Source organism: Micromonospora sp. NPDC000121, assembly GCF_042899165.1.
Lineage (GTDB): Bacteria > Actinomycetota > Actinomycetes > Mycobacteriales > Micromonosporaceae > Micromonospora.
In genome coordinates, this window is sequence record NZ_JBIAZP010000007.1 from 305,676 (window position 1) to 328,117 (window position 22,442).

The 22,442-nt window shown below is 74.6% G+C and carries 22 protein-coding genes and 1 pseudogene; 16 read left to right on the forward strand and 7 right to left on the reverse strand.

What is annotated here, in order from left to right; all coding sequences use genetic code 11:
- Positions 1-91: 91 nt before the first annotated feature.
- Positions 92-1,582 (forward strand): glycoside hydrolase family 3 N-terminal domain-containing protein, encoded by a 1,491-nt coding sequence (locus ACFY23_RS21635; protein ID WP_350819234.1) that lies wholly within the window; start codon positions 92-94, stop codon positions 1,580-1,582.
- Positions 1,583-1,628: 46 nt separating this feature from the next.
- Here the strand turns inward: ACFY23_RS21635 and ACFY23_RS21640 are convergent, their stop codons facing one another.
- Together ACFY23_RS21640 and ACFY23_RS21645 are read right to left on the reverse strand one after the other, a co-directional pair.
- Positions 1,629-1,916, reverse strand: a complete 288-nt coding sequence (locus ACFY23_RS21640; RefSeq protein ID WP_350682074.1) for a GNAT family N-acetyltransferase — start codon at positions 1,914-1,916, stop codon at positions 1,629-1,631.
- The gene (locus ACFY23_RS21645) at positions 1,913-3,139 is read right to left on the reverse strand and encodes a cysteine desulfurase-like protein (RefSeq protein WP_350682073.1); all 1,227 of its coding nucleotides are present in this window, start codon (positions 3,137-3,139) and stop codon (positions 1,913-1,915) included. Before ACFY23_RS21645 ends, ACFY23_RS21640 begins: the two co-directional genes overlap by 4 nt.
- A 97-nt stretch (positions 3,140-3,236) precedes the next feature.
- Here ACFY23_RS21645 and ACFY23_RS21650 point away from each other — a divergent pair, with 97 nt between their 5' ends.
- From ACFY23_RS21650 to ACFY23_RS21680, 7 genes are all read left to right on the forward strand, one after another.
- The gene (locus ACFY23_RS21650) at positions 3,237-3,599 is read left to right on the forward strand and encodes a hypothetical protein (RefSeq protein WP_350682072.1); all 363 of its coding nucleotides are present in this window, start codon (positions 3,237-3,239) and stop codon (positions 3,597-3,599) included.
- A gap of 60 nt (positions 3,600-3,659) precedes the next feature.
- On the forward strand, positions 3,660-4,481 hold the full coding sequence (locus tag ACFY23_RS21655; RefSeq protein WP_350682071.1) for a DUF1206 domain-containing protein: 822 nt from the start codon (positions 3,660-3,662) through the stop codon (positions 4,479-4,481).
- An 83-nt stretch (positions 4,482-4,564) separates the two neighbouring features.
- Complete coding sequence (locus ACFY23_RS21660; RefSeq protein WP_350682069.1) at positions 4,565-5,758, forward strand: mechanosensitive ion channel family protein; 1,194 nt, start codon at positions 4,565-4,567, stop codon at positions 5,756-5,758.
- A 333-nt stretch (positions 5,759-6,091) separates the two neighbouring features.
- Positions 6,092-6,526 (forward strand): phage holin family protein, encoded by a 435-nt coding sequence (locus tag ACFY23_RS21665; RefSeq protein WP_350682067.1) that lies wholly within the window; start codon positions 6,092-6,094, stop codon positions 6,524-6,526.
- The gene (locus ACFY23_RS21670) at positions 6,523-6,873 is read left to right on the forward strand and encodes a DUF3618 domain-containing protein (protein WP_350682065.1); all 351 of its coding nucleotides are present in this window, start codon (positions 6,523-6,525) and stop codon (positions 6,871-6,873) included. The genes ACFY23_RS21665 and ACFY23_RS21670 overlap by 4 nt, the downstream gene beginning before the upstream one ends.
- Before the next feature lie 8 nt (positions 6,874-6,881).
- On the forward strand, positions 6,882-7,142 hold the full coding sequence (locus ACFY23_RS21675; RefSeq protein WP_387038775.1) for a DUF4235 domain-containing protein: 261 nt from the start codon (positions 6,882-6,884) through the stop codon (positions 7,140-7,142).
- A 286-nt stretch (positions 7,143-7,428) separates the two neighbouring features.
- The gene (locus ACFY23_RS21680; RefSeq protein ID WP_007075740.1) at positions 7,429-7,632 is read left to right on the forward strand and encodes a cold-shock protein; all 204 of its coding nucleotides are present in this window, start codon (positions 7,429-7,431) and stop codon (positions 7,630-7,632) included.
- A gap of 170 nt (positions 7,633-7,802) precedes the next feature.
- Here the strand turns inward: ACFY23_RS21680 and ACFY23_RS21685 are convergent, their stop codons facing one another.
- On the reverse strand, positions 7,803-7,997 hold the full coding sequence (locus ACFY23_RS21685) for a hypothetical protein (RefSeq protein ID WP_350682061.1): 195 nt from the start codon (positions 7,995-7,997) through the stop codon (positions 7,803-7,805).
- Between the two features lie 189 nt (positions 7,998-8,186).
- Between ACFY23_RS21685 and ACFY23_RS21690 the strand changes: the two genes are divergently transcribed.
- Both ACFY23_RS21690 and ACFY23_RS21695 read left to right on the forward strand, forming a co-directional pair.
- Positions 8,187-8,981: a trans-aconitate 2-methyltransferase gene (locus tag ACFY23_RS21690; protein WP_350682059.1), complete on the forward strand. Its 795-nt coding sequence runs from the start codon at positions 8,187-8,189 to the stop codon at positions 8,979-8,981.
- Entirely contained in the window at positions 8,978-10,003 is a 1,026-nt protein-coding gene (locus tag ACFY23_RS21695; protein WP_350682057.1) for an adenosine deaminase, read from the forward strand. The genes ACFY23_RS21690 and ACFY23_RS21695 overlap by 4 nt, the downstream gene beginning before the upstream one ends.
- Before the next feature lie 223 nt (positions 10,004-10,226).
- On the opposite strand, the gene ACFY23_RS21700 is transcribed toward ACFY23_RS21695, so the two are convergent.
- Together ACFY23_RS21700 and ACFY23_RS21705 are read right to left on the reverse strand one after the other, a co-directional pair.
- Positions 10,227-11,597 (reverse strand): HAMP domain-containing sensor histidine kinase, encoded by a 1,371-nt coding sequence (locus tag ACFY23_RS21700; protein WP_350682055.1) that lies wholly within the window; start codon positions 11,595-11,597, stop codon positions 10,227-10,229.
- Positions 11,598-11,626: 29 nt separating this feature from the next.
- Positions 11,627-12,316 carry a response regulator transcription factor gene (locus tag ACFY23_RS21705; RefSeq protein ID WP_350682053.1) on the reverse strand — a complete coding sequence of 230 codons (690 nt, stop codon included), beginning with the start codon at positions 12,314-12,316 and terminating at the stop codon, positions 11,627-11,629.
- A gap of 73 nt (positions 12,317-12,389) precedes the next feature.
- Here ACFY23_RS21705 and ACFY23_RS21710 point away from each other — a divergent pair, with 73 nt between their 5' ends.
- Positions 12,390-13,310 (forward strand): ADP-ribosylglycohydrolase family protein, encoded by a 921-nt coding sequence (locus tag ACFY23_RS21710; RefSeq protein WP_350682051.1) that lies wholly within the window; start codon positions 12,390-12,392, stop codon positions 13,308-13,310.
- Between the two features lie 235 nt (positions 13,311-13,545).
- Positions 13,546-15,546, forward strand: a complete 2,001-nt coding sequence (thrS, locus tag ACFY23_RS21715; protein ID WP_350682049.1) for a threonine--tRNA ligase — start codon at positions 13,546-13,548, stop codon at positions 15,544-15,546.
- A gap of 79 nt (positions 15,547-15,625) precedes the next feature.
- Here the strand turns inward: thrS and ACFY23_RS21720 are convergent, their stop codons facing one another.
- Entirely contained in the window at positions 15,626-16,372 is a 747-nt protein-coding gene (locus ACFY23_RS21720; RefSeq protein ID WP_350682047.1) for a D-Ala-D-Ala carboxypeptidase family metallohydrolase, read from the reverse strand.
- Between the two features lie 158 nt (positions 16,373-16,530).
- Here ACFY23_RS21720 and ACFY23_RS21725 point away from each other — a divergent pair, with 158 nt between their 5' ends.
- A complete protein-coding gene (locus ACFY23_RS21725; RefSeq protein ID WP_350682080.1) occupies positions 16,531-17,040 on the forward strand; it encodes an HIT domain-containing protein in 510 nt (169 codons plus the stop codon).
- Positions 17,041-17,203: 163 nt separating this feature from the next.
- Positions 17,204-18,263, forward strand: a pseudogene (locus ACFY23_RS21730) (aldo/keto reductase).
- A gap of 149 nt (positions 18,264-18,412) precedes the next feature.
- On the opposite strand, the gene ACFY23_RS21735 reads toward ACFY23_RS21730, so the two are convergent.
- Positions 18,413-20,575 carry an elongation factor G-like protein EF-G2 gene (locus tag ACFY23_RS21735; RefSeq protein ID WP_350682045.1) on the reverse strand — a complete coding sequence of 721 codons (2,163 nt, stop codon included), beginning with the start codon at positions 20,573-20,575 and terminating at the stop codon, positions 18,413-18,415.
- 253 nt (positions 20,576-20,828) lie between these two features.
- Between ACFY23_RS21735 and pgsA the strand changes: the two genes are divergently transcribed.
- Together pgsA and ACFY23_RS21745 are read left to right on the forward strand one after the other, a co-directional pair.
- On the forward strand, positions 20,829-21,461 hold the full coding sequence (pgsA, locus tag ACFY23_RS21740) for a phosphatidylinositol phosphate synthase (RefSeq protein WP_350682043.1): 633 nt from the start codon (positions 20,829-20,831) through the stop codon (positions 21,459-21,461).
- A gap of 43 nt (positions 21,462-21,504) precedes the next feature.
- The gene (locus ACFY23_RS21745) at positions 21,505-22,437 is read left to right on the forward strand and encodes a phosphatidylinositol mannoside acyltransferase (RefSeq protein ID WP_350682041.1); all 933 of its coding nucleotides are present in this window, start codon (positions 21,505-21,507) and stop codon (positions 22,435-22,437) included.
- Positions 22,438-22,442 lie beyond the last annotated feature (5 nt).

The window sequence follows — 22,442 nt, forward strand, 5'->3', positions numbered from 1 at the left end:
GGCGGGCCGGCGTGAGCGGGTGCGCCGGCCGGACGGCGGGACACCGGCCGGTGGTGGCGCGGGGCGCCGCCGGGCGGGCCGAGGTGGTGGCGTGAGCGCCGCAAGCCTGGCGGCCCTGGCCGCCGCCGTCCTGCAGCCCGGCTTCGTCGGCACCACCCCGCCGCCCTGGGTCTGCCGCTGGCTCGGCGAGGGGCTCGGCTCGGTGGTGCTCTTCGCCCGCAACGTGGTCGACCCGGAGCAGGTGGCCGCGCTCACCGCCACCCTGCGCGCCGAGCGCCCCGACGTCGTCGTCGCCATCGACGAGGAGGCCGGCGACGTGACCCGGATCGAGTCCGCCCGGGGCAGCTCCCGGCCCGGCAACCTCGCCCTCGGCGCGGTGGACGACCCGGCGCTGACCGAGCAGGTCGCCCAGGACCTCGGCGCCGACCTCGCCGCGCTCGGGATCACCCTGAACTACGCGCCGGACGCCGACGTCAACTCCAACCCGGCCAATCCCGTGATCGGCGTCCGCTCCTTCGGGGCCGAGCCGGCGCTGGTCGCCCGGCACACCGCCGCCTGGGTGCGCGGCCTCCAGACCGGCGGGGTCGCCGCCTGCGCCAAGCACTTCCCCGGGCACGGGGACACGCGGGTCGACTCCCACCACGACCTGCCCCGGATCGCGGCCGACCGGGCCCGCCTCGACGCCGTCGAGCTGGCCCCGTTCCGGGCCGCCGTGGCCGCCGGCGTGCAGGCGGTGATGACCGGCCACCTGCTGGTGCCGGCGCTGGACCCGGAGCTGCCGGCCACCCTCAGCGGCCGGATCCTGGGCGGGCTGCTCCGCGACGAGCTGGGCTTCTCCGGCGTCGTGGTCACCGACGCGATGGAGATGCGGGCCGTCGCCGACCGGTACGGCTTCGCCAGCGCGACGGTGCGCGCCCTCGCGGCCGGGGCCGACGCGATCTGCATCGGCGGCGAACGGGCCGACGAGGAGTCGGCGCGGCTGCTGCGGGACGCGGTCGTGGCCGCCGTCGTCGCCGGCGACCTGCCGGAGGAACGCCTCGCCGAGGCGGCCAAGCGGGTCGGCCAGCTCGCCGCCTGGACGGTGGCCGCGCGCGCCGACCGGCCGCCCCGGCCCCGTCCCTCCGCCGAGGGCTCCGCCGTCGGGCTGGCCGCCGCCCGCCGGGCGCTGCGGGTCACCACCGCGCCCGCCGGCGTCGGCGCGCTCCCGCTGGCCGGCCCCGCGCACGTGGTGGAGTTCGAGCCGCCGCGCAACATCGCGATCGGCCCGGAGACGCCGTGGGGCCTGGCCGCCCCGCTGGCCGACCTGCTCGCCGGCACCACCACCGCCCGGTACGCCGAGGCCGACGTGCCCGCCGACCCGACCGCCGGCGCGGCCGGCCGGCGCGTGGTGCTGGTGGTGCGCGACCTGCACAGGCACGACTGGGTGCGGGCGGCGGTGGGCCGCGCGCTGGCCGCCCGCCCGGACGCGGTCGTGGTCGAGCTGGGCGTGCCCGAGGCGGTCACCGGTGCCGTCCACGTCGCCACCCACGGCGCGACCCGGGCCGCCGCCCACGCCGCCGCCGAGCTGCTGACCGGCCGCTGACCCGCCCGCCCCGCCGGCCCGTCGCCGCCCGCCCCGCGTCGCCCCGCTACGCCTCGGGGACGACCAGGTCGGCGTACTCGGGGTGGCGGTCGATGAAGGCGGCCATGAACGGGCAGCGCGGCACCACCCTCGCACCCCGCTCGCGGAGCTGGTCGAGGGTGTCCCGCACCAACGCCGCGCCGACGCCCATGTTCTGGAACCTCGGGTCCACCTCGGTGTGGGTGAAGACCAGCACCCCGTTGCGCGGCACGTACGCGGTGAACCCGGCCAGCGCGTCGTCGACCAGGATCTCGAACCGGTGCTTGGCGGGGTTGTCCTCGACCAGGGTGCTCACCCGGCCATTCTGCCCCCGCCACCGGCGAGCCGGTCCAGTTCGGCGAGCAACCGGTCCACCTCGTCGGCCGTGTTGTAGTGGTAGATGCTGGCGCGCACCGCCCCGCCGCTGTCCCGCAGCCCCATCGCCTGGAAGTACTCGTAGGCGTAGTAGTCGCCCGCGGAGAGGCAGAACCCGGCCGCGCCCAGCTCCTCCTGGGTGCGCTGCGGGGAGAGCCCGGCCAGCCGGAACGACACCGTCGGGCAGCGCCGGGCGGGGGAGCCGAGCACCCGGACGCCGGGCAGCCCCGCCAGCCCGCCGAGCAGCCGGTCCAGCAGCGACTCCTCGTACGCCTGCGCGGCGGTCAGCCCCGCCCGCAGCCGCTCCCGGCGGCTGCCGGTGGCCGCCGGGTCCAGCCCGGCCAGGTGGTCCACCGCGGCGGCGACCCCGGCCAGCAGCGGGAAGCTCGGCGTGCCGTACTCGAAGCGGTCCGGCACGGCGTCGGAGGAGGGGCGCAGCTTCGCCGGGCGCAGCCGCTCCCAGACGACCGGCGCGGCCACCATCGCGGCCAGGTGCGGCCCCGACCACTTGTAGGCGCTGGTGACCAGGAAGTCGGCGCCCAGCGCGGCGAGGTCGGTGGGGCCGTGCGGCACGGAGTGCACCCCGTCGACGCAGACCAGCGCGCCGGCCGCGTGCGCGGTCTTCGCGATCGCCGCCACGTCGGGGACGGTGCCGATCGCGTTGCTGCCGGCGGTCACCGCGACCAGCCGCGTCCGCTCGCCGACCAGGTCGGCGTACTGCCCGGCCGGCAGCTCCCCGGTGTCCCGGTCGAACTCGGCCCAGCGCACCGTCGCGCCGGCCGCCTCGGCGGCCTGCACCCAGGGGCGGACGTTCGCGTCGTGGTCGAGCCGGGAGACCACCACCTCGTCGCCCGGCCGCCAGCCCGCGCCCAGGGTCCTGGCCAGGGTGTACGTCAGCGCCGTCGCGCTCGGGCCCAGCACCACCCCGTCGGGTTCCGCGCCGAGCAGGTCGGCCACCCCCGCGCGGGCGGCGGCCACCATCTCCAGCGACCGCCGGCCCGGCGGGAACGCGGCGCTGCGGTTGCCCACCGCCGCGCGCATCGCGTCGGCGACCGCGTCGACCACGGGCGCGGCGGTCTGGGTGCCCCCGGCACCGTCGAGGTGGACGAAGCCCTCGGCCAGGGCGGGGTAGGCGGCGCGGGTGAGGGCGATGTCGAACGGCATGCCCGGACCCTAGCCGCGTCGGCCGCCACCGGCACCGCCCACCTGGGCGGATGATCATCACAGTGCCCGGGTCGCGGCCGTCTCGTACCCTTGCGGCGTGACGAACCGACGCGTTGACTTCCCGCTGACCCCCACCCGCCGGGCCGCCGGCCTGCTGGCCGGCCTGGCGCTCGGCGTCGCCCTGCTGGCCGGTTGCAGCTCCGAGGGCGCCTCCACCGACTGCGGCCTGAACGCCTGCACGGTCACCTTCGACCGTGGCGTCGACGCCAGCGCCACCATCCTCGGGGTGGAGGCCAAGCTGGTCGGCGCGCAGGGCGACCAGGTGACCGTCGAGGTCGCCGGCGAGCAGCTGACGCTGACCACCGGCCAGCAGGCCGCCGACGTCGGTGGCTTCTCGGTGACGCTGGACAGCGTCACCGACCAGGAGGTCAAGATCCGGGTGGCGACCGCCGGCAACTGACCTGCCCGGGGCGGCGGTGGCCGACGTTTGGGGATCTTCGCATTCGGAGATTGTGGCGCCATGTCACTCACCCGTAACGCCGAAGCCACCGCCTCCCGCACGGCGAACAGCCGGTGGCTCGAACTGTTGGCCCGGGCCGGTTTCATCGGCTACGGCATCGTGCACCTCCTGTTCGCCTGGCTGGCGCTTCAGATCGCGTTCGGGAAGCCCGCCGCCGACGGCGACCAGTCCGGTGCGCTGCGCACCATCGCCGCCCAGCCGCTGGGCAAGTTCCTCGTCGTCACCATCGCGGTCGGCCTGTTCGCCATGGCGATCTGGCAGGCGCTGGAGGCGGCGGTCGGGCACCGCGCCGAGCGGGGCAAGGAGCGGGTCTGGGAGCGGCTGGCCTCCCTCGGGCGGACTCTCGTCTACCTCTACTTCGCCTGGACGGCCTTCAAGGTCTTCAAGGACGCCGGCTCGAACAGCGCCGACCAGCAGGAGGCGCTGACCGGCCGGGCGATGGAGTCCTCCGGCGGTCGCTGGCTGATCGGCCTGGCCGGCCTCGTACTCGCCGCGATCGGCGTCGGCCTGGTGATCTACGGGCTGGTCAAGCGCTTCGAGAAGCACCTGAAGAGCTTCGAGATGAGCCCCCGGACCCGCCAGATCGCCCGCCGGCTCGGCATCGCCGGCTACGTCGCCAAGGGCGTCGCGTACGGCATCGCCGGACTGCTGATCATCCTGGCCGCCGTCAACTACGACCCGGAGAAGGCCCGGGGCCTGGACGCGGCGCTGCGCACGCTGCGTGACCAGTCGTACGGCCAGGTGCTGCTCACCGTCGTGGCGCTCGGCATCGCCGCCTTCGGCCTGTTCTGCTTCCTCCAGTCCCGGTACCGCAAGGTCTGAGCCTGGCCGATTCGGGGTCCGCCGGGCACTATTGGGCCTTTGCCCCGAAAGCAGGCCGCCCGGTCCGGAGGAGGAGAGAACCTGTGCAGAGCTACCTCGGGACGATCGTCGCCGCGCTCGCCGCGGCGGCGATCGCCCTGTTCGTCGTCGAGGTCGTGCATCGCGTGGTCCGGCGGCTCGGCCGGCGCTCGCTGCTGCTGACCGAGCTCACCGAGCACGCGCACCGGTCGATCCAGGTCGCCGCCACCGTCCTCGCCGTCCAGTTCGCCGTCCGCTTCAGCACCGGCTACGCCGTCGGCGAGCAGTGGCGGCGGGTGCTGCTGCACGCGCTGGTGCTCGGCGTGATCGCCAGCGTCGCCTGGCTGGTCGCCTCGCTGCTCGTGGTGGCGGAGGACACGGCGCTCGCCCGGTTCCGGGTGGACGTGCCGGACAACCGGCACGCGCGGCGGGTGCGGACCCAGGTGGTGATGCTGCGCCGGCTGACCATCGCGGTGATCGTCGTGCTGGCGGTCGGCGTGATGCTGATGACCTTCCCGGCCGTACGCGGCATCGGCGCCGGCGTCCTGACCAGCGCCGGTGTCGTCGGTGTGGTCGCCGCGCTCGCCGCGCAGAGCCTGCTCGGCAACGTCTTCGCCGGCCTCCAGCTCGCCTTCAGTGACGCGGTACGCCTCGACGACGTGGTGGTGGTCGAGGGGGAGTGGGGCCGGATCGAGGAGCTGACCCTCAGCTACGTGGTGGTGCAGATCTGGGACGACCGCCGGCTGATCCTGCCCACCTCGTACTTCACCACCAAGCCGTTCCAGAACTGGACCCGCACGGAGGCGGCCGTGCTGGGCACCGCCGAGTTCGACGTCGACTGGGCGGTCCCGGTGCAGGCCATGCGGGAGGAGCTGCGCCGCCTGGTGGAGAGCAGCGAGCTGTGGGACGGCCGGGTCTGCGTACTCCAGGTGACCGACGCGACCGGCGGCATGATCAAGGTTCGCGCCCTGGTCAGCGCGGCCGACGCCGGCAGCCTGTGGGACCTGCGCTGCCTGGTTCGCGAGCACCTGGTCGCCTGGATCCGGGACCAGCGGCCGATCGCGATGCCCCGGATGCGTACCGAGATCGGCGACGCGGAGAGCAACCTGTCGTGGCAGTGGGTACGACCCCGGCAGCCGGTGCGCCCCGCCGACGGCGAGGTGCCCGACGACGCCCGGGTCTTCGGCGGCAGCGACGACGGCGACGCCCGCAGCGAGGCGTTCGTCGGCCCCGACGAGCCCGCCGAAGCCCGCCGCTGACCCGCCGCGTCTCCCGTCCGTTCCCCGGAGCCCCCGGCCGCCCGCGCGCCGGGGGCTCCGCCGTGTGCGGGAGGGTCGTGACCTGTGGGGGCTGGGGACGGTTGGAGGTGTGGGTGGGGTTGTGCCTCGTGGGGTGACCGGGCGGAGTGCGCTGGCTCGGGAAGTTTGACCGGGCGTTTCGTGGGGACCTGCTGCGCGACGCTTCTGCACCTCCTCCCGCGCGCCGTCACCGGCACGGGGGACGCGGCGGCCCGGGCTCACCGGCCGCCGCGCGAAGGATTGACGGGCGGCGACTCCGGGCATACAGCGCGGTGATGATGAAAGGAGGACAGCATGGCTGACGTGGCGAACGCCCGCACATCCCGCGACGGGAGCGAGCCGTCCACCGCCGAGCTGGTGCAGCGGGCCACGGAGCAGGTCTCCCGCCTGGTCCGCGACGAGCTGGCCCTGGCCCGCGCGGAGCTGGCCCAGAAGGGCAAGCATGCCGGCATCGGCATCGGCCTCTTCGGCGGCGGCGGAGCGCTGGCGCTCTACGGCCTGGGCGCCCTGGTCGCCACCGTGATCCTGCTGCTCGATCTGGTGCTGCCGGCCTGGGCGGCGGCCCTGATCGTCGCGGTGGCGCTCTTCGTGGTGGCCGGCATCCTCGCCCTGGTGGGCAAGAAGCAGGTCAGCCAGGCGGTCCCGCCGGTGCCGGCGGCCACGGTGCGCAGCGTCCGGGCAGACGTGGACACGGTCGCCGCCGCGGTGAAGGACAGGGGACGGGCATGACGACGGGCAACGGCCGGGGCACCGGCGACACCGAGGCGCTCCGGGAGGAGATCCGGCGGACCCGGGTCGAGCTGGGCGAGACCATGGAGGCGCTGGCGGCCAAGGCCGACGTCAAGGCGCGTCTGAGGTCCTCCGCCGACCAGGCGAAGGCGCGGATGCGGGAGCAGGCCGCGCACACCGTGGCCCGGGTGCGCGGGCAGGCGGCGCAGGGGGCCCAGCTCGCGCGCGGGCAGGCGCAGGAGAAGGGCGCGGTCGTCCGGCGCAACCCGACGCCGTTCGTGGCCCTCGCGGCCGGCGCGGTGGCCGCCGCGATCGTGCTGGTGATCGTCCGGGGGAGGCGCAGGTGAGCAGGAACATCGGAAGGGCCGCGTACAAGCCGGTCGGCGTGCTGATGGGCATCGCCGCCGGTACGGTCGCGGGCGTGATCTTCCGGCAGGTCTGGAAGGTGACGGCGGGCGACGGCGAGGCGCCCAGCGCCACCGACGAGGACCGCGGTTGGGGCGAGATCCTGGCGGCGGCGGCGTTGCAGGGCGCCATCTTCGCGGTCGTCCGGGCCGCCGTCGACCGGGGCGGCGCGGTGGGCGTACGCCGGCTGACCGGGCACTGGCCGGACTGACCGGCTTTCGCGAAGGCCCCCTCTCCGTGGCGGTGAGGGGGCCTTTCGCACGGCGGTAAGCGCCCACCCAGCGGATCTTCGGCATCCGTCAGGTCACATGTCGGAGAATTTCGTCGGGTAGGCTGTGCAGAGTTTTTGCGTACGTGGTTTGCTGTTCCACGCTGTTGAGAGATGGCGTGGGTTGAGAGAAGTCTCCTTCAATGGGGGCCGCCTCAGGCACCGCTGCTCGAAAACGGCCAATCGGCCGCACGGCGTGCTCGGCCGCCAGTTTTAGAAGGAGATACACATGGCGCAGGGAACCGTGAAGTGGTTCAACGCTGACAAGGGCTTCGGCTTCATCACCGTCGACGGCGGGGGTGCTGACGTGTTCGTCCACTTCTCGGCCATCCAGACCAGCGGCTACCGCACGCTGGAGGAGAACCAGCGGGTGGAGTTCGAGATCGCCCAGGGTCAGAAGGGTCCGCAGGCCGAGCAGGTCCGCCCCATCTGAGCACCGCCGGTCGGCAGTCGCCGACCAGGGGATGATCCGACGCCCGGATCACCAGTGAAGCCCCGTATCCCGCCCGGGATGCGGGGCTTTCCGCGTATCCGGGGGTGGTCGGCTCGCCGGGGCCGGGGCCGGGGCCGGGGCCGGGGCCGGGGCCGGGAGCGGGGGGCCGCTCAGCGGCGTTGGCGGGCGCGCAGCCCGGACCAGAGCAGGGCGAGTCCGATCAGGACGACGAGCGGCCCGAGGATCGCCCAGATCCGCTGGTCGGTCATCACGCTGCCCTCGACGTAGCCGAGGCCCTGCACCGTCCAGACCGCCCCGCCGACCACGGCGAGCAGGCCGAGGGTGAGTGGCAGCCAGCCCTTCATCGCGATCCCCCTCCGTCGGACCCCGGTCGGCGCCGAGCCGCCAGGCGCCCGACCCGACCACCCCGACGTGCCGCCCCGACCGGGGGGAAGGTCCGTTGCTCCATGCCACCGAGCCTAGTGATCCCGCTTGTGGGGCCGCGCCACGGGCCGTACTCTTAACAAGACGGACGTACGGTTTGGGGGGCCGCGATGTGGGACCCGGCGACATACCTGCGCTACGGCGACGAGCGTTCCCGGCCCTTCCACGACCTGCTCGCAAGGGTCCCGGCCGCGCGGCCGCGCGCGGTGGTCGACCTCGGCTGCGGGCCCGGCAACCTGACCGTGACCCTCGCCGGACGCTGGCCGGGCAGCCGCGTCGTCGGCCTCGACTCCTCCGCGGAGATGATCGCGCGGGCACACGCCACCGCGTCCCCGGTCACCTTCGCGGTGGGCGACGTCCGGGACTGGCGGCCGGAATCCGATGTGGACGTCGTGGTCAGCAACGCGGTGCTGCAGTGGGTGCCCGGTCACCGGGAGCTGCTCGCCCGCTGGGCGCGTGAGCTGCCCGCCGGGGCCTGGCTGGCGGTGCAGGTGCCGGGCAACTTCGACGCGCCCTCGCACCGGGCGCTACGCGAGGTCGCCGGTCGCCCGGTCTGGCGCGCCGACCTCGCTCCGCTGCTGCGCGAGGCCCCGGTCGACGACGCCGCCGGCTACGCCGGGCTGCTGACCGGTGCCGGCTGCGCCGTGGACGCCTGGGAGACTACCTACGTGCACCTGCTGCCGACCCGCGCCGACGCGGACCACCCCGTACTGACCTGGATGGAGGGGACCGCGCTCCGGCCGGTCCGCGCGGCCCTGGACGCCGCCGGCTGGGCCGACTTCCGGGCCGAACTCGGCGTACGCCTCGCGCAGGCGTACCCGGTGCGGCACGGTCAGGTGTACTTCCCGTTCCGACGTGTCTTCTTCGTCGCCCGCACCGGCGCCGGTGCAGAGGAGAACCCGTGACCGACCTGCAAACCTTCATCGCCGGGCTGCCCAAGGTGGAGCTGCACGTGCACCACGTCGGCTCCGCCTCACCCCGGATCGTCGCCGAGCTGGCCGCCCGCCACGAGGGCCGCAGCCCCGTGCCCGCGGACCCGGCCGCGCTCGCCGATTACTTCGCCTTCCGCGACTTCGCGCACTTCATCGAGGTCTACCTGAGCGTCGTGGACCTCATCCGCGACCAGGAGGACGTCTGGATCCTCACCCACGAGGTGGCCCGCGAGCTGGCCCGCCAGCAGGTCCGCTACGCCGAGCTGACCGTCACGCCCTACTCGCACGTGCGCCGGGGGATCCCCGCCCCGGCGTTCTGCGAGGCGATCGAGGACGCCCGCAAGCGGGCCGAGGCGGACTTCGGCATCCAGCTGCGCTGGTGCTTCGACATCCCCGGCGAGGCCGGCCTGCCGGCGGCCGAGGAGACCCTGCGGATCTCGCTGGAGGAGCGTCCGGACGGGCTGATCAGCTTCGGCCTGGGCGGCCCGGAGATCGGCGTGCCCCGGCCGCAGTTCAAGCCGTACTTCGACCAGGCTCGGGCGGCCGGCCTGCGCTCGGTGCCGCACGCCGGCGAGACCACCGGCCCGCAGACGGTCTGGGACGCGCTGCGCGACCTGGGCGCGGAGCGGATCGGGCACGGCATCTCCGCCGCGCAGGACCCGCAACTGCTGGCCCACCTCGCCGAGCACCGGATCGGCCTGGAGGTCTGCCCGACCTCCAACGTGCGGACCCGGGCGGTCGCCACCATCGACGAGCACCCGTTGCGGCAGCTGGTCGACGCCGGCCTGCTGGTCACCATCAACTCCGACGACCCGCCGATGTTCGGCACCACCCTCAACGACGAGTACGCCGTCGCGGCCCGGCTGCTCGACGCGGGGCCGGAGGGGCTGGCCGCGCTGGCCCGCAACGCGGTGACCGCCTCGTTCCTGGACCCGGCGGGCAAGCAGCGCATCGGCGCCGAGATCGACGCCTACGTGGCGGTAGCCACCCGCTGAGCGGGACGGGAGGAGCCGGCGCGCGGCCTGGCGGGAGAGCGTCGTGCGCCGGCGCGCGACGTGGCGGGAGGAAGTGTGGCGCGCGGCGGGAGCAGGTGTGGGGGGACCGTCGCTCCCGCCGCGCGCACGGCTCCACCGGCCGGTGGGTGCACGGGGCAGTGACCGGTGGAACTGATGGGTTCGGAAGAAATCCTGCCAGCCCGCGACGGGTCGGCCGCCGTGGTTAATCCGGATCTAAGGAAGACTTGCGCCGGCCCACAGCTCGACCGACCAGCCCGAACCGGCTGACCTGCCGGGGCGTCGCCTCGGGGTCGGCGAGCAGCATGACCACGCTCGCCCCGCCGAGCCGGGCCCGGTCGATGCTCACCGAGCCGTTGGCCTGCAACGCCACCCGCTTCGCGATGTCCAGCCCCAGCCCGGTGGAGCCCTGGTCGCTGGCGCCCCGGCGCAGCGCCCGGTCGGGGTTGGCGATCCCCGGCCCGGCGTCGTCGATCCGGATGGCCACGTAGCCGTCGCGGCGGGAGACCGCCACCTCGAACGCGGTGCCCTGCGGGGTGTAGCGGAAGACGTTGCCGATCACCGCGTCGAGCGCGGCGGCCAGCTCGGCCCGCGGCACCGGCGCCGGGATGCGCAGTTGGGCGCCGGTCACCCGGTGCGGGCGGTTCTGGTCGCCGGCCAGCGCGGCCCAGAACACCATCCGGTCCCGGACCACCTCGCTGACGTCGCACATCGCCGGCCCCGCCTCGTGCGCCACCGCCTTGCGGGTGGTCTTGATCAGCACGTCGATCTCGCCCTCGAGGGTGACGATCGCCTGCCGGATCCGTCGGATGCCGCGCCGCCGGTCCAGCTCCGCCGCGCTGAACGAGCCCACGCTGGTGTCGTCGGACTCCAGCGCCTCGGCGTCCAGCCGCAGCACGGTCAGCGGGGTGCGCAGCCGGTGCGACAGGTCGGCGACCAGCTCCCGCTCGTCGGTGCGCGCCGCGACCAGCCGGTCGGCCATCCGGTTGAAGGCGTACCCGGCCTCGGCCAGCTCGCGCGGGCCGCTGGGCTCGACGCGTACGGCCAGGTCGCCGTCGCCGACCGCGAGCGCCGCCCTGACCAGCCCCCGGGCCGAGTCGACCGCGCGGGCGGCGACCCGGTCGACCACCAGCACCGCCGCGCCCACCAGGGCGGCGGCCACCCCGAGCAGGAGCAGCCAGCGGCTGCCGGCGCCCTCGTCCAGCGCCGACTCCGGCACGAAGACCTCCACCACGGCGGTGCGGTCGCCGAGCACCACCGGGTCGAGCCGCAGCACGCCGCCGTCGACGTCGACGAGCACGGAGCGCCGCTCGGCCCGCGCCCGCTCCAGGTCCGCGCCGCCGGCCCGGCCCGCGGACTCGTCCGCGCCCAGGCCGTGTACGACGGGCCGGGTGGCCGGGTCGCCGCCGCTGGCCGCCACGGCGCGCCCCACCACGGCGGGATCGGTGCTGACCGCGAGCGCCCCGGTCACCAGCGCGCTGCGGCGGGCGGCGTCCGCGATCGCCTCCTCGCGGGCCCGGTCGCCGAGGACGGTGGCGAGCGGGACGAGGAAGGCGAGCGCGACCAGGGCGCACATGCCGGCCGTGAGGAGGGCCAGCGAGACTCTCAGTCTGGCGCCACCAGCCGGAAGCCGACCCCCCGCACGGTGCGCAGGTAGCGCGGCTTCGCCGCGGACTCGCCCATTTTGCGGCGCAGCCAGTACAGATGAACGTCGATGGTCTGGTCCTCTCCGACCGACGGCTGCCGCCATACCTCCTCCAGAAGCTCCCGGCGGGACACTACCCGGCCCGGACGTGCGGCGAGATACGCCAGCAGGTCGAATTCCTTGCGGGTCAGCGCCAGGGGCTCGCCGTCGAGGTGGGCGCTGCGCTCCCCGACGTCCACCCGCAGCCCGCCGACGCTGTGCACGGCCGGCTGCGCCGTCCGGCTGGCCCGCCCGGCCCGGCGCAGCACGGTGGTGATCCGGGCGTCGAGGTGCGCGCCGGTGAACGGCTTGACCATGTAGTCGTCGGCCCCGGCGCGCAGCAGCCGGACCACCGACTGCTCGTCGTCGCGCGCGGTGGCGATGATGATCGGCACATCGGTGATGCCGCGCAGCATCCGCAGCGCGTCCGAGCCGTCGAGGTCGGGCAGGCCGAGGTCGAGCACCACCAGGTCGGGGGTCTCGGCCGCCACGCGGCGCAGCGCGTCCAGCGCGGTGCCCACGGCGTGCACGGCGTGCCCCCGGTCGGCGAGGGACCGCAGCATCGCGCCGCGTACGACGTGATCGTCTTCGACCAGGAGGACGGTGGCCACGCCAAGACGGTACTCGGCGTGGCAAGTTGATCGCGTTGCGGCGCATCCGCGAACCGGGCAAGCTGGCACAACGATGTCCTTCACGCTCTTTGCCGACACCCGCCTCGCGCTCGCCCGGGACTCGCTCGCCGGCCTGTCGGTCGGCGACGCGCTCGGCTCGCAGTTCTTCGTCCCCGGCCGGCACCCGGCCCACCTGGCCGCCGGCAAGCTTCCCCCGCCGCCGTGGGAATGGACCGACGACACCGAGATGGCCTGCTCGGTCGTCGCCGCCCTCGCCGCGGAGGGTGCCATCGACCGAGACGCCCTCGCCGTCGCCTTCGCCGAGCGATGCGAGCCCTACCGGGGGTACGGGCCGGGCGCCGTGACGATCCTGCGGCTGATCCGCACCGGCACGCCGTGGCCGGTGGCGGCCGCCTCCGCCTTCGACGGGCAGGGCTCGTGCGGCAACGGCGCGGCGATGCGGGTCGGCCCGCTGGGCGCCTGGTTCGCCGACTCGACCGCCCGGGCGGTGGCGCAGGCCCGGGCGTCGGCCGAGGTGACCCACGCACACCCGGAGGGCATCGCCGGGGCCGTCGCGGTGGCGGTGGCCGCCTCGCTGGCCGCCCGCGCCCGGCTGGACGGCCACCGGCCGCCCCCGCGCCGGCTGCTCGCCGGGGTGGCCGCCGCGCTGGACCCGGCCACCGAGGTGCACCGGGGCGTACGCCGGGCGGCCGACCTGCTCGACCGGCCGCTGCGCGAGGCCGTCGACGTGCTCGGCAACGGCTCCCGGGTCACCGCCCAGGACACCGTCGCCTTCACCTGCTGGGTGGCGGCCGTGCACCTGGACGACTACCCGGCGGCGATCCGCGCCTGCGTCGAGGCGGGCGGGGACGTGGACACCACCGCCGCCATCGTCGGTTCGGTGGTGGCCGCGCACACCGGGGTGGGCACCCCCGGCGGGGTGCCCACCGACTGGCTGGCCGCCCGCGAGCCGCTGCCCGACTGGTCCGCCTGACCCTCGACCCCCACCCGATCCCTCGGCGCCGACGCCCCCACCGCCATTGCCCCCGTCGCCCCCGATGCCCCGGTGTCCGTCGGCGGGGAGGCCCGCCGGCCGGGCGGTTGCCGGGGCCGACGTCCCACGGGTCGCGGGGGCGGTGGCGTCGCCGACCGTGCCGGCGGGGGCGACCGATAGCATCGCAGGAGCCGAACGCTCGGCGTCATCCGTACCGTCTGCTGGAGGAGTGACCGTGTCCGCACCCCGTACCCCCGCCGTGGCCGACCCCGTCGTCGTCGCCGCCGGGACCACGGCGGCCGACGCGGTGGCCGCGGCCGGGCTGCCCGCGGCCGGCCCGAAGGCGGTCGTCGTGGTCCGCGACCCGCAGGGCCAGCTGCGCGACCTGGACTGGACGCCGCAGGTCGACACCGAGGTCGAGCCGGTCAGCCTCGACTCCCCGGACGGACTCAACGTGCTGCGGCACTCCACCGCGCACGTGCTCGCCCAGGCCGTGCAGGACGTCTTCCCCGAGGCCAAGCTCGGCATCGGCCCGCCCATCGAGAACGGCTTCTACTACGACTTCGCCGTCGACAAGCCGTTCCAGCCGGACGACCTCGGCAAGCTCGAGAAGCGGATGCAGGAGATCATCAAGTCGGGCCAGCGGTTCCGTCGTCGCCGCTTCGGCAGCCTGGACGAGGCGAAGGCCGAGCTGGCCGCCGAGCCGTTCAAGCTGGAGCTCATCGACGTCAAGGGTGAGGGCCTGGACACCTCCGAGGTGATGGAGGTGGGCGGCGGCGAGCTGACCATCTACGACAACCTCGCCGCGACCGAGGACAAGGTCTGCTGGTCTGACCTGTGCCGCGGCCCGCACCTGCCGAACACCCGGCTGATCGGCGCGTTCAAGCTGATGCGTTCGGCCGCCGCGTACTGGCGGGGGTCGGAGAAGAACCCGCAGCTCCAGCGGGTGTACGGCACCGCCTGGCCGACCCGGGACGAGCTGAAGGCGTACCTGAAGCTGCTGGAGGAGGCCGCCCGGCGCGACCACCGCAAGCTCGGCGCGGACCTGGACCTGTTCAGCTTCCCCGACGAGATCGGCTCCGGCCTGGCGGTCTTCCACCCCAAGGGCGGCATCATCCGCCGCGAGCTGGAGAACTACTCGCGCCGCCGGCACGAGGAGGCCGGGTACGAGTTCGTCAACACCCCGCACATCACCAAGGCGCAGCTGTTCGAGACCTCCGGGCACCTGCAGTGGTACGCCGACGGCATGTACCCGCCCATGGAGATGGAGGGCGCGAACTACTACCTCAAGCCGATGAACTGCCCGTTCCACAACCTGATCTTCCGGTCCCGGGGGCGGTCCTACCGCGAGCTGCCGCTGCGGCTGTTCGAGTTCGGCTCGGTCTACCGGTTCGAGAAGTCCGGTGTGGTGCACGGCCTGACCCGGGTGCGCGGCATGACCCAGGACGACGCGCACATCTACTGCACGCAGGAGCAGATGGCCGGCGAGCTGAAGTCGCTGCTGTCGTTCGTGCTCGACCTGCTGCGCGACTACGGCCTGGACGACTTCTACCTGGAGCTGTCCACCCGCAACCCGGAGAAGTCCGTCGGCACCGACGAGAACTGGGAGCGGGCCACCGAGGCGCTGCGCTCGGCCGCCGAGGAGTCCGGCCTGGACCTGGTGCCGGACCCGGGCGGCGCGGCCTTCTACGGGCCGAAGATCTCGGTGCAGGCGAAGGACGCGATCGGCCGGACCTGGCAGATGTCCACCATCCAGGTCGACTTCAACCTGCCGGAGCGGTTCGGGCTGGAGTTCCAGGCCGCCGACGGCACCCGGCAGCGGCCGGTGATGATCCACCGGGCGCTGTTCGGCTCGATCGAGCGCTTCTTCGGCGTGCTCACCGAGCACTACGCGGGCGCGTTCCCGGCCTGGCTGGCCCCGGTGCAGGTGGTGGGCATCCCGATCCGTGAGGACCACACCGACTACCTGCACGGCTTCGTCGCGGCGTTGCGCGCCGAGGGCATCCGCGCCCAGGTGGACGCGGGCGACGACCGGATGCAGAAGAAGATCCGCACCGCCCAGCAGCAGAAGATCCCGTTCATGGTGATCGCCGGCGACGACGACGTGGCGGCCGGCACGGTCTCGTTCCGCTACCGGGACGGCTCGCAGCGCAACGGGGTGCCGATCGCCGACGCGGTGGCCCACGTGCTCGACGTGGTCACCTCGCGGACCAACGTCGGCCCCTCGGCCGCCTGATCCACCCCGTACCGGGATCACGACGCGCGGAAGGCCCCCCGCCACCGGCGGGGGGCCTTCGTCGACGGGCCGTCGGGCGTCAGATCCCGCAGGTCGGGGCGGACCAGGACCGGCTCGGCGTGTTGCCCAGGTGGGTGTGGTCGTTGTGCCCCGGGTAGCCGGGGCCGAGGATGTTGCTGAAGCCGTGGTAGCGGGCCTGCTGGGCGAGCCGGCACAGCGAGGGTGAGCCGACCAGGTCGACCCCGTCGCCGTAGAGGTGCCGGCTGCCGGCGGCGCCGCCGACCGCGCTGTTGCAGGCGTAGCTGCGGAACCCGCTGCTGATGTAGAGCGGCACGCTGCCGAGTGCGCGCCGCATGGCCTGGAGCTTCCACATCGACACGCGGGCGTTGAAGCGGGCGGTGCTGGCCGGCACCGCGCCGCCGGACCAGTCGCTGTTGCACCTGTTCCATTCCGCGTAGCTGAAGCTGACCGGGGTGCAGTCGTCGTCCTGGAGCGCGTAGATCTGGTTGAAGGTCTGCGGCCCGGCGACGCCGTCGGCGCCCAGCCCGTACGCCTGCTGGAAGCGGATCACGGCGGACCGGGTGCCCGGGCCGTACACCCCGTCGAGGGCGAGCACGGCGCCGTAGCCGGGGTAGCCCGAGACCCGGATCTGGAGTTGCCGGACGTCCTCGCCGGACATCCCCTGGGACAGCGTGCGTCCCCACGTGTAGCAGCCGTCGGCGTGGGCCGCGCCGGCGGTGAAGGTGACGCCGACCACGGTGGTGGCGGCGGTCAGCACGAGCGCCGCGAGGAGTTTGCCGAACCGTCGGATCACGGAGACCTCCATCGGTCTATGGAAGTAAATCGATGAATGGGAGTTTCAATGGTGGGCATCGATTCGTCAACAACTTCCAGCGCCGGTTCCCCACGCCGGGCCTCGCCGGTCGTCGGGTCGGTCCGTAGGATCGGCGTGTGACAGGGGTGGAACGGCACACGGACAGCGGCATGGCCGACGGCCTGGAGCGGCTCTGGACGCCGCACCGGATGACCTACATCTCCGGCGAGGACCGCCCGGAGGGCTACGAGAAGCCGAAGGGCTGCCCGTTCTGTCTCGCCCCCGGCCTGCCGGCGGAGGAGAGCCTCGTCGTCGCGCGGGGCGCGCACGTCTACGTGGTGCTCAACCTCTACCCGTACAACCCGGGTCACCTGCTGGTCTGCCCCTACCGGCACGTCGCCGACTACACCGACCTCGACGGGCCGGAGACCGCCGAGCTGGCGTCGTTCACCCAGACCGCGATGCGGGTGATCCGCAAGGTCAGCAACGCCCACGGGTTCAACCTCGGGATGAACCAGGGCGGGGTGGCCGGTGCCGGGATCGCCGCGCACCTGCACCAGCACGTCGTGCCGCGCTGGGGTGGAGACGCCAACTTCATGCCGGTGATCGGGCGCACCAAGGTGCTGCCGCAGTTGCTCGGGGACACCCGGGAGTTGCTCGCCCGCGCCTGGCCCTCCTGACCCCGGCCGGGCTGACGGCGGCCCGCTCGCGCCGGACCAGGCTGACGGCGGCCCGCTCGTGCCCGGCTGGCCGGGCGGGGCCGGTAGGCCGCCGGGGCCGGGATCCCGCGCGGCGGTGGGGACTTCGCCCCGGGGCGGGCGCCGGAGGTGGCACGATGCGTCGATGGCAGTCACGACACGGACGTTGGGCCGCAGCGGCATCGAGGTCAGCGCGCTCGGCATGGGGTGCTGGGCGATCGGCGGGCCCTGGGCCGAGGGCACCCAGCCGCTGGGCTGGGGCGCCGTCGACGACGAGGAGTCCGTCCGGGCGGTACGCCGCGCGCTCGACCTCGGCGTCACCCTCTTCGACACCGCCGACACCTACGGGGCGGGGCACTCGGAGCGGGTCCTGGGCCGGGCGCTCGCCGGCCGGCGCGACGAGGCCGTGATCGCCACCAAGTGGGGCCACACCTTCGACGAGGCGACCCGCCAGGCCACCGGCGCGGACAGCCTCCCCGGCGTACCTGCGGCGGGCGGTGAAGGGGTCGCTGCGCCGGCTCGGCACCGACCGGATCGACCTCTACCAGCTGCACCTCGCCGACCTGCCGGTGCCCCGGGCCGAGGCGCTCGTCGGCACCCTGGAGGACCTGGTCGCCGACGGGCTGGTCCGCGCGTACGGCTGGAGCACCGACCGCCCCGACCGGGCGGCCGCCTTCGGCCAGGGGGCCCGGCACGCCACCGCCGTGCAGCACACCCTCTCGGTGCTCCGGGACGCCCCCGAGCTGCTCGCCGTCTGCGACAAGTACGACCTGGCCAGCGTCAACCGGGGGCCCCTGGGGATGGGTCTGCTCTCCGGCAAGTACACGACCGGCTCCACGCTGCCCCGCGACGACGTGCGGGGGGTTGCGCCCGGCTGGCTGGAGTGGTTCCGGGGCGGCCGGCCGGCCCCGGAGTGGCTGCGGCGGGCCGCCGCCGTGCGGGCGGCGCTGACCGCCGACGGCCGCACCCCTGCCCAGGGCGCGCTGGGCTGGATCTGGGCGCGCAGCGGTCGCACCGTCCCGATCCCCGGCTGCCGCACCGTCGCGCAGGTCGAGGAGAACGCCGCCGCCCTGCACCGGGGGCCGCTGCCGGCCGACCAGTTCGCCGAGGTGGAACGCCAGTTGGCGGCGCTCCGCTCGGCCGCGCTCCGCGAGGCCGACCGCCCCCACCACCCGAGCCCCATGCTCCCCACCGCCCGCCCCTGACGCGCCCCGCCCGCCGGGGACACGGCCGATCGGCAGTCGTGGCGGGCGTCGTGCCCAGGACCGCCCGTTCCGTCGGGCGCGGTGGGCGGTCCGTTCCTACGACGATCCGGGCGGGCAGGGCTGCGTGATCGACTCCGCGAGGAGCCCGGTCAGGGGTGGGTGCCGTGTTCCTTGCGGACCTGGTCGGCCAGGTGGGCGGGCATGGGGTCGTAGCGGACGAAGTGGCGGCGGAAGGTGCCGGTGCCCGAGGTCATCGAGCGCAGCTCGACCGCGTAGCGGAGCAGTTCCGTGGCGGGCACCTCGGCGCGGACCAGGGTGCGCCCCTCGGCGTCCTCGTCCGGCTCGGTGCCGAGCACCCGGCCGCGCCGCCCGGACAGGTCGCCCATCACCGCGCCGACGGAGGAGTCGGGCACCCGGATCACCACCTCGTCCACCGGCTCCAGCAGCGCCGGCTGGCCCTTCTCCGCGGCGTCCCGCAGCGCCAGCGCGCCGGCGGTCTGGAAGGCCGCGTCGGAGGAGTCCACGCTGTGCGCCTTGCCGTCGAAGAGGGTCACCCGCAGGTCCACCACGGGGTGGCCGGCGACCAGGCCCCGCTCCATCTGGGCGCGTACGCCCTTCTCGACGGAGGGGATGTAGTTGTGCGGCACCGCGCCGCCGACCACCCGGTCGACGAACTCGAAGCCGGCCCCGCGCGGCAGCGGCTCGACCTCGATGTCGCAGACGGCGTACTGGCCGTGGCCGCCGGACTGCTTGACGTGCCGGCCGTGCCCCTTGGCCGGGACGGTCAGCGTCTCGCGCAGCGCGACCCGGACCGGCTCGGTGTCCAGCTCCACCCCACCCGCGCGCAGCCGCTCCAGCACCACGTCGGCGTGCGCCTCGCCCATGCACCAGAGCACCAACTGGTGGGTCTCCGGGTTGCGCTCCAGCCGCATGGTCGGATCGCCGGCGACCAGGCGGGCCAGGTTGCGCGCGAGGGCGTCCTCGTCGGCGCGGCTGTGGGCCACGACGGCGACCGGCAGCAGCGGCTCGGGCATCTCCCAGGGGGCGATCAGCAGCGGGTCGTCCTTGGCGGAGATGGTGTCGCCGGTCTCCGCGCTGCCCGACTTGGTGATCGCGCAGATGTCGCCGGCCACGCACGAGCCGACCTCGCGCAGGCTTGCGCCCAGCGGGGTGTAGATGTGCCCGACCCGCTCGTCGGCGTCGTGGTCGGGGTGGCCGCGCTCGGCCATCCCGTGCCCGGAGACGTGCACGGTCTGCTCCGGGCGCAGCGTGCCGGAGAAGACCCGGACCAGGGAGACCCGGCCGACGTGCCGGTCGACGGTCGTCTTGACCACCTCGGCGACCAGCGGGCCGTCCGGGTCGCAGACCAGCGGCGGGCGGGGCGAGCCGTCGACGCCGGCGACCGCCGGCAACTCGTGCTCCAGCGGCGACGGGAAACCGGCGGTGAGCACCTCCAGCAGCGCGTCCAACCCGACGCCGGTCTCCGCGCAGACCGGCACGACCGGGTAGAAGTGGCCCCGCGCGACCGCCTTCTCCAGGTCCTCGATCAGCACCTCGGTGCCGATCTCCTCGCCGGAGAGGTAGCGGTCCATCAGCGACTCGTCCTCGCTCTCGGCGATGATCCCCTCGATCAGCTCGTTGCGGGACTCGACGATGGCCGGCAGGTGCTCCGGGTCCGGCTCGCGCACGTCGGCCGGCAGGCCGGCGGTGTAGTCGAAGACCCGGCGGGTGATCAGGCCGAGCAGGCCGACGGTGGAGACCCCGTCGTCGCCGAGCATCGGCAGGTAGAGCGGGAGCACGTTGTCGCCGAAGACCCGCTGGCAGAGCGCCACCGCCTCGTCGAAATCGGCGCGCGGGTGGTCGAGCCGGGAGACGGCGACGGCCCGGGGCATGTCGACCGCCGCGCACTCCTCCCACAGGGCGGCGGTGGCGGCGTCCATCCCGTCGACGGCGGAGACCACGAACAGCGCCGCGTCGGCGGCCCGCAGCCCGGCGCGCAGCTCGCCCACGAAGTCGGCGTAGCCGGGGGTGTCGAGCAGGTTGACCTTGATCCCGTCGTGCAGCAGCGGCGCGCAGGCCAGGCTCACCGAGCGCTGCTGGCGTACGGCCGCCGGGTCGTGGTCGCAGACGGTGTTGCCGTCGGCGACGGTGCCGGCCCGGCCGATCGTGCCGGTCGCCGCGAGCAGCGCCTCGACCAGGGTCGTCTTGCCCGCTCCGGAGTGCCCGACGAGCACGACGTTGCGGATCCGGCCCGGCTCGGTCACCACCGGCGCGCCGCCGGCGGCCCCCTTCTCCTGACTTTTCTGCGCCATGGGGCGCACCTCCCTCAGCCGTGGTTGGTGGCGACCGCCGCGCGCGACGGGGAAGCGGCCCGAGCGGGTTCCGCGGCGATATCCTCCGGTGCTCTGCAGGGTTGCGGGTAATCAACGGGCGGGTGGGTGAGCTGGCTCACCTTCCCGACTCGATCTCACACCCGTTGCCGGGCCGGCACAAGCCTCCACCCTGCGCGGGTCGCCGGACCGGCCGTACCGCCGGTGGCGGCGGGACCGTTATCGTGGGACCGCCATGGCGAAGATCTTCCAAGTGACGGCCCGCGCGGGGATGACCCGCGTCGTCGAGCCGGTCGCACGCGGCCTGCTCCGAGCGGGCGTAACCCCCAACGCGGTCACCGTGGCGGGCACCCTCGGGGTGCTCGTCGGTGCGCTCGGCTTCGGTGCCCGCGGTCATCTGGTCGCCGGGGCCCTGATCGTGACCGTTTTCGCGCTCACCGACCTGCTCGACGGGACGATGGCCCGGATGAGCGGCGGCTCCACCAGATTCGGGGCGTTCCTCGATTCGAGCATGGACCGGATCGCCGACAGCGCCGTCTTCGGCGCGGTGGCGTACTGGCTGGCCACCGAGCACAACTACTCCGGGGTCGCCGCCGCGCTGCTCTGCCTGGCCGCGGGCGGCCTCGTCTCCTACGTCAAGGCCCGGGCCGAGGGGCTCGGCATGACCTGCAACGTGGGCATCGCCGAGCGCACCGAGCGGCTGCTCATCGTCGGCGTCGGCGGGCTGCTCACCGGCCTCAACGTGCGGCCCGCGCTGGAGATCGCGCTCTGGCTGCTCGCCGCGGTGTCGATCTTCACCGTCGGCCAGCGGATGGCTCACGTCTACCGCCAGGCCCAGCAGGTGCCCACCCAGGGCGGACAGGGGTGAGCGCGGGCAGCGCCGGCCGGCCGCGGCCGGGGGGCCGGCGCCGGTGAATCTCACCGAGCTCGGCTACGTCGCCGGGTGGCGCGTGATCCGCGTGCTGCCCCGGCCCGTCGTGGCCGCGGCGTTCCGGGCGGGCGCCGACCGCGCCCACCGCCGCGGCGGCGGGGGTACGGACCGACTGCGCGCGAACCTGCGCCGGGTGGTCGGCCCCGACCTGCCCGAGGCCGACCTCGACGAGCTGGTCCGCCGCGGCCTGCGCTCGTACGCCCGCTACTGGATGGAGGCGTTCCGGCTGCCCTCACTCAGCCGGGCGGAGATCCTGGCCGGCTTCCGGCTCGACGGCGAGGAGATGCTCGCGGCCGACGTGGCGGCCGGCCGGGGCGCGGTGGTGGCGCTGCCGCACGCCGGCAACTGGGACGCCGCCGGCGCCTGGGTCGCGGCGACCGGCTGGCCGATCACCACGGTCGCCGAGCGGCTCAAGCCCGAGGGCGTCTACCAGCGGTTCCTCGCCTTCCGGCGGAGCCTGGGCATGGAGATCCTGCCCACCCACGGCGGCGACCGGCCGGCGTTCGACGTGCTGGTCGACCGGGTCCGGACCGGCGCGGTGGTGCCCCTGCTGGCCGACCGGGACCTCTCCGCGCGGGGGGTGGAGGTCGACTTCTTCGGCGCCCGCACCCGCATGCCGCCGGGCCCGGCCCTGCTCGCCCTGCGCACCGGGGCGCCCCTCTACGTCGCCTCGATGTGGTACGAGGCGGACGCGGCGTGCGCGTCGATCGAGGGCCCGCTGCCGCTGCCCGGCCCCGAGGAGGGCCCGCTCGACCGGCGGGTCCGGTCGCTGACCCAGCGGATCGCCGACGGTCTGGCGGCGGGCATCGCCCGGCATCCGCAAGACTGGCACATGTTGCAGCGGATGTGGCTGGACCAGCACGGCACGGGTGGCGGCGCGACCCTGCCCTCCCCGGCCGCCGGACAGGCGTAAGGGAG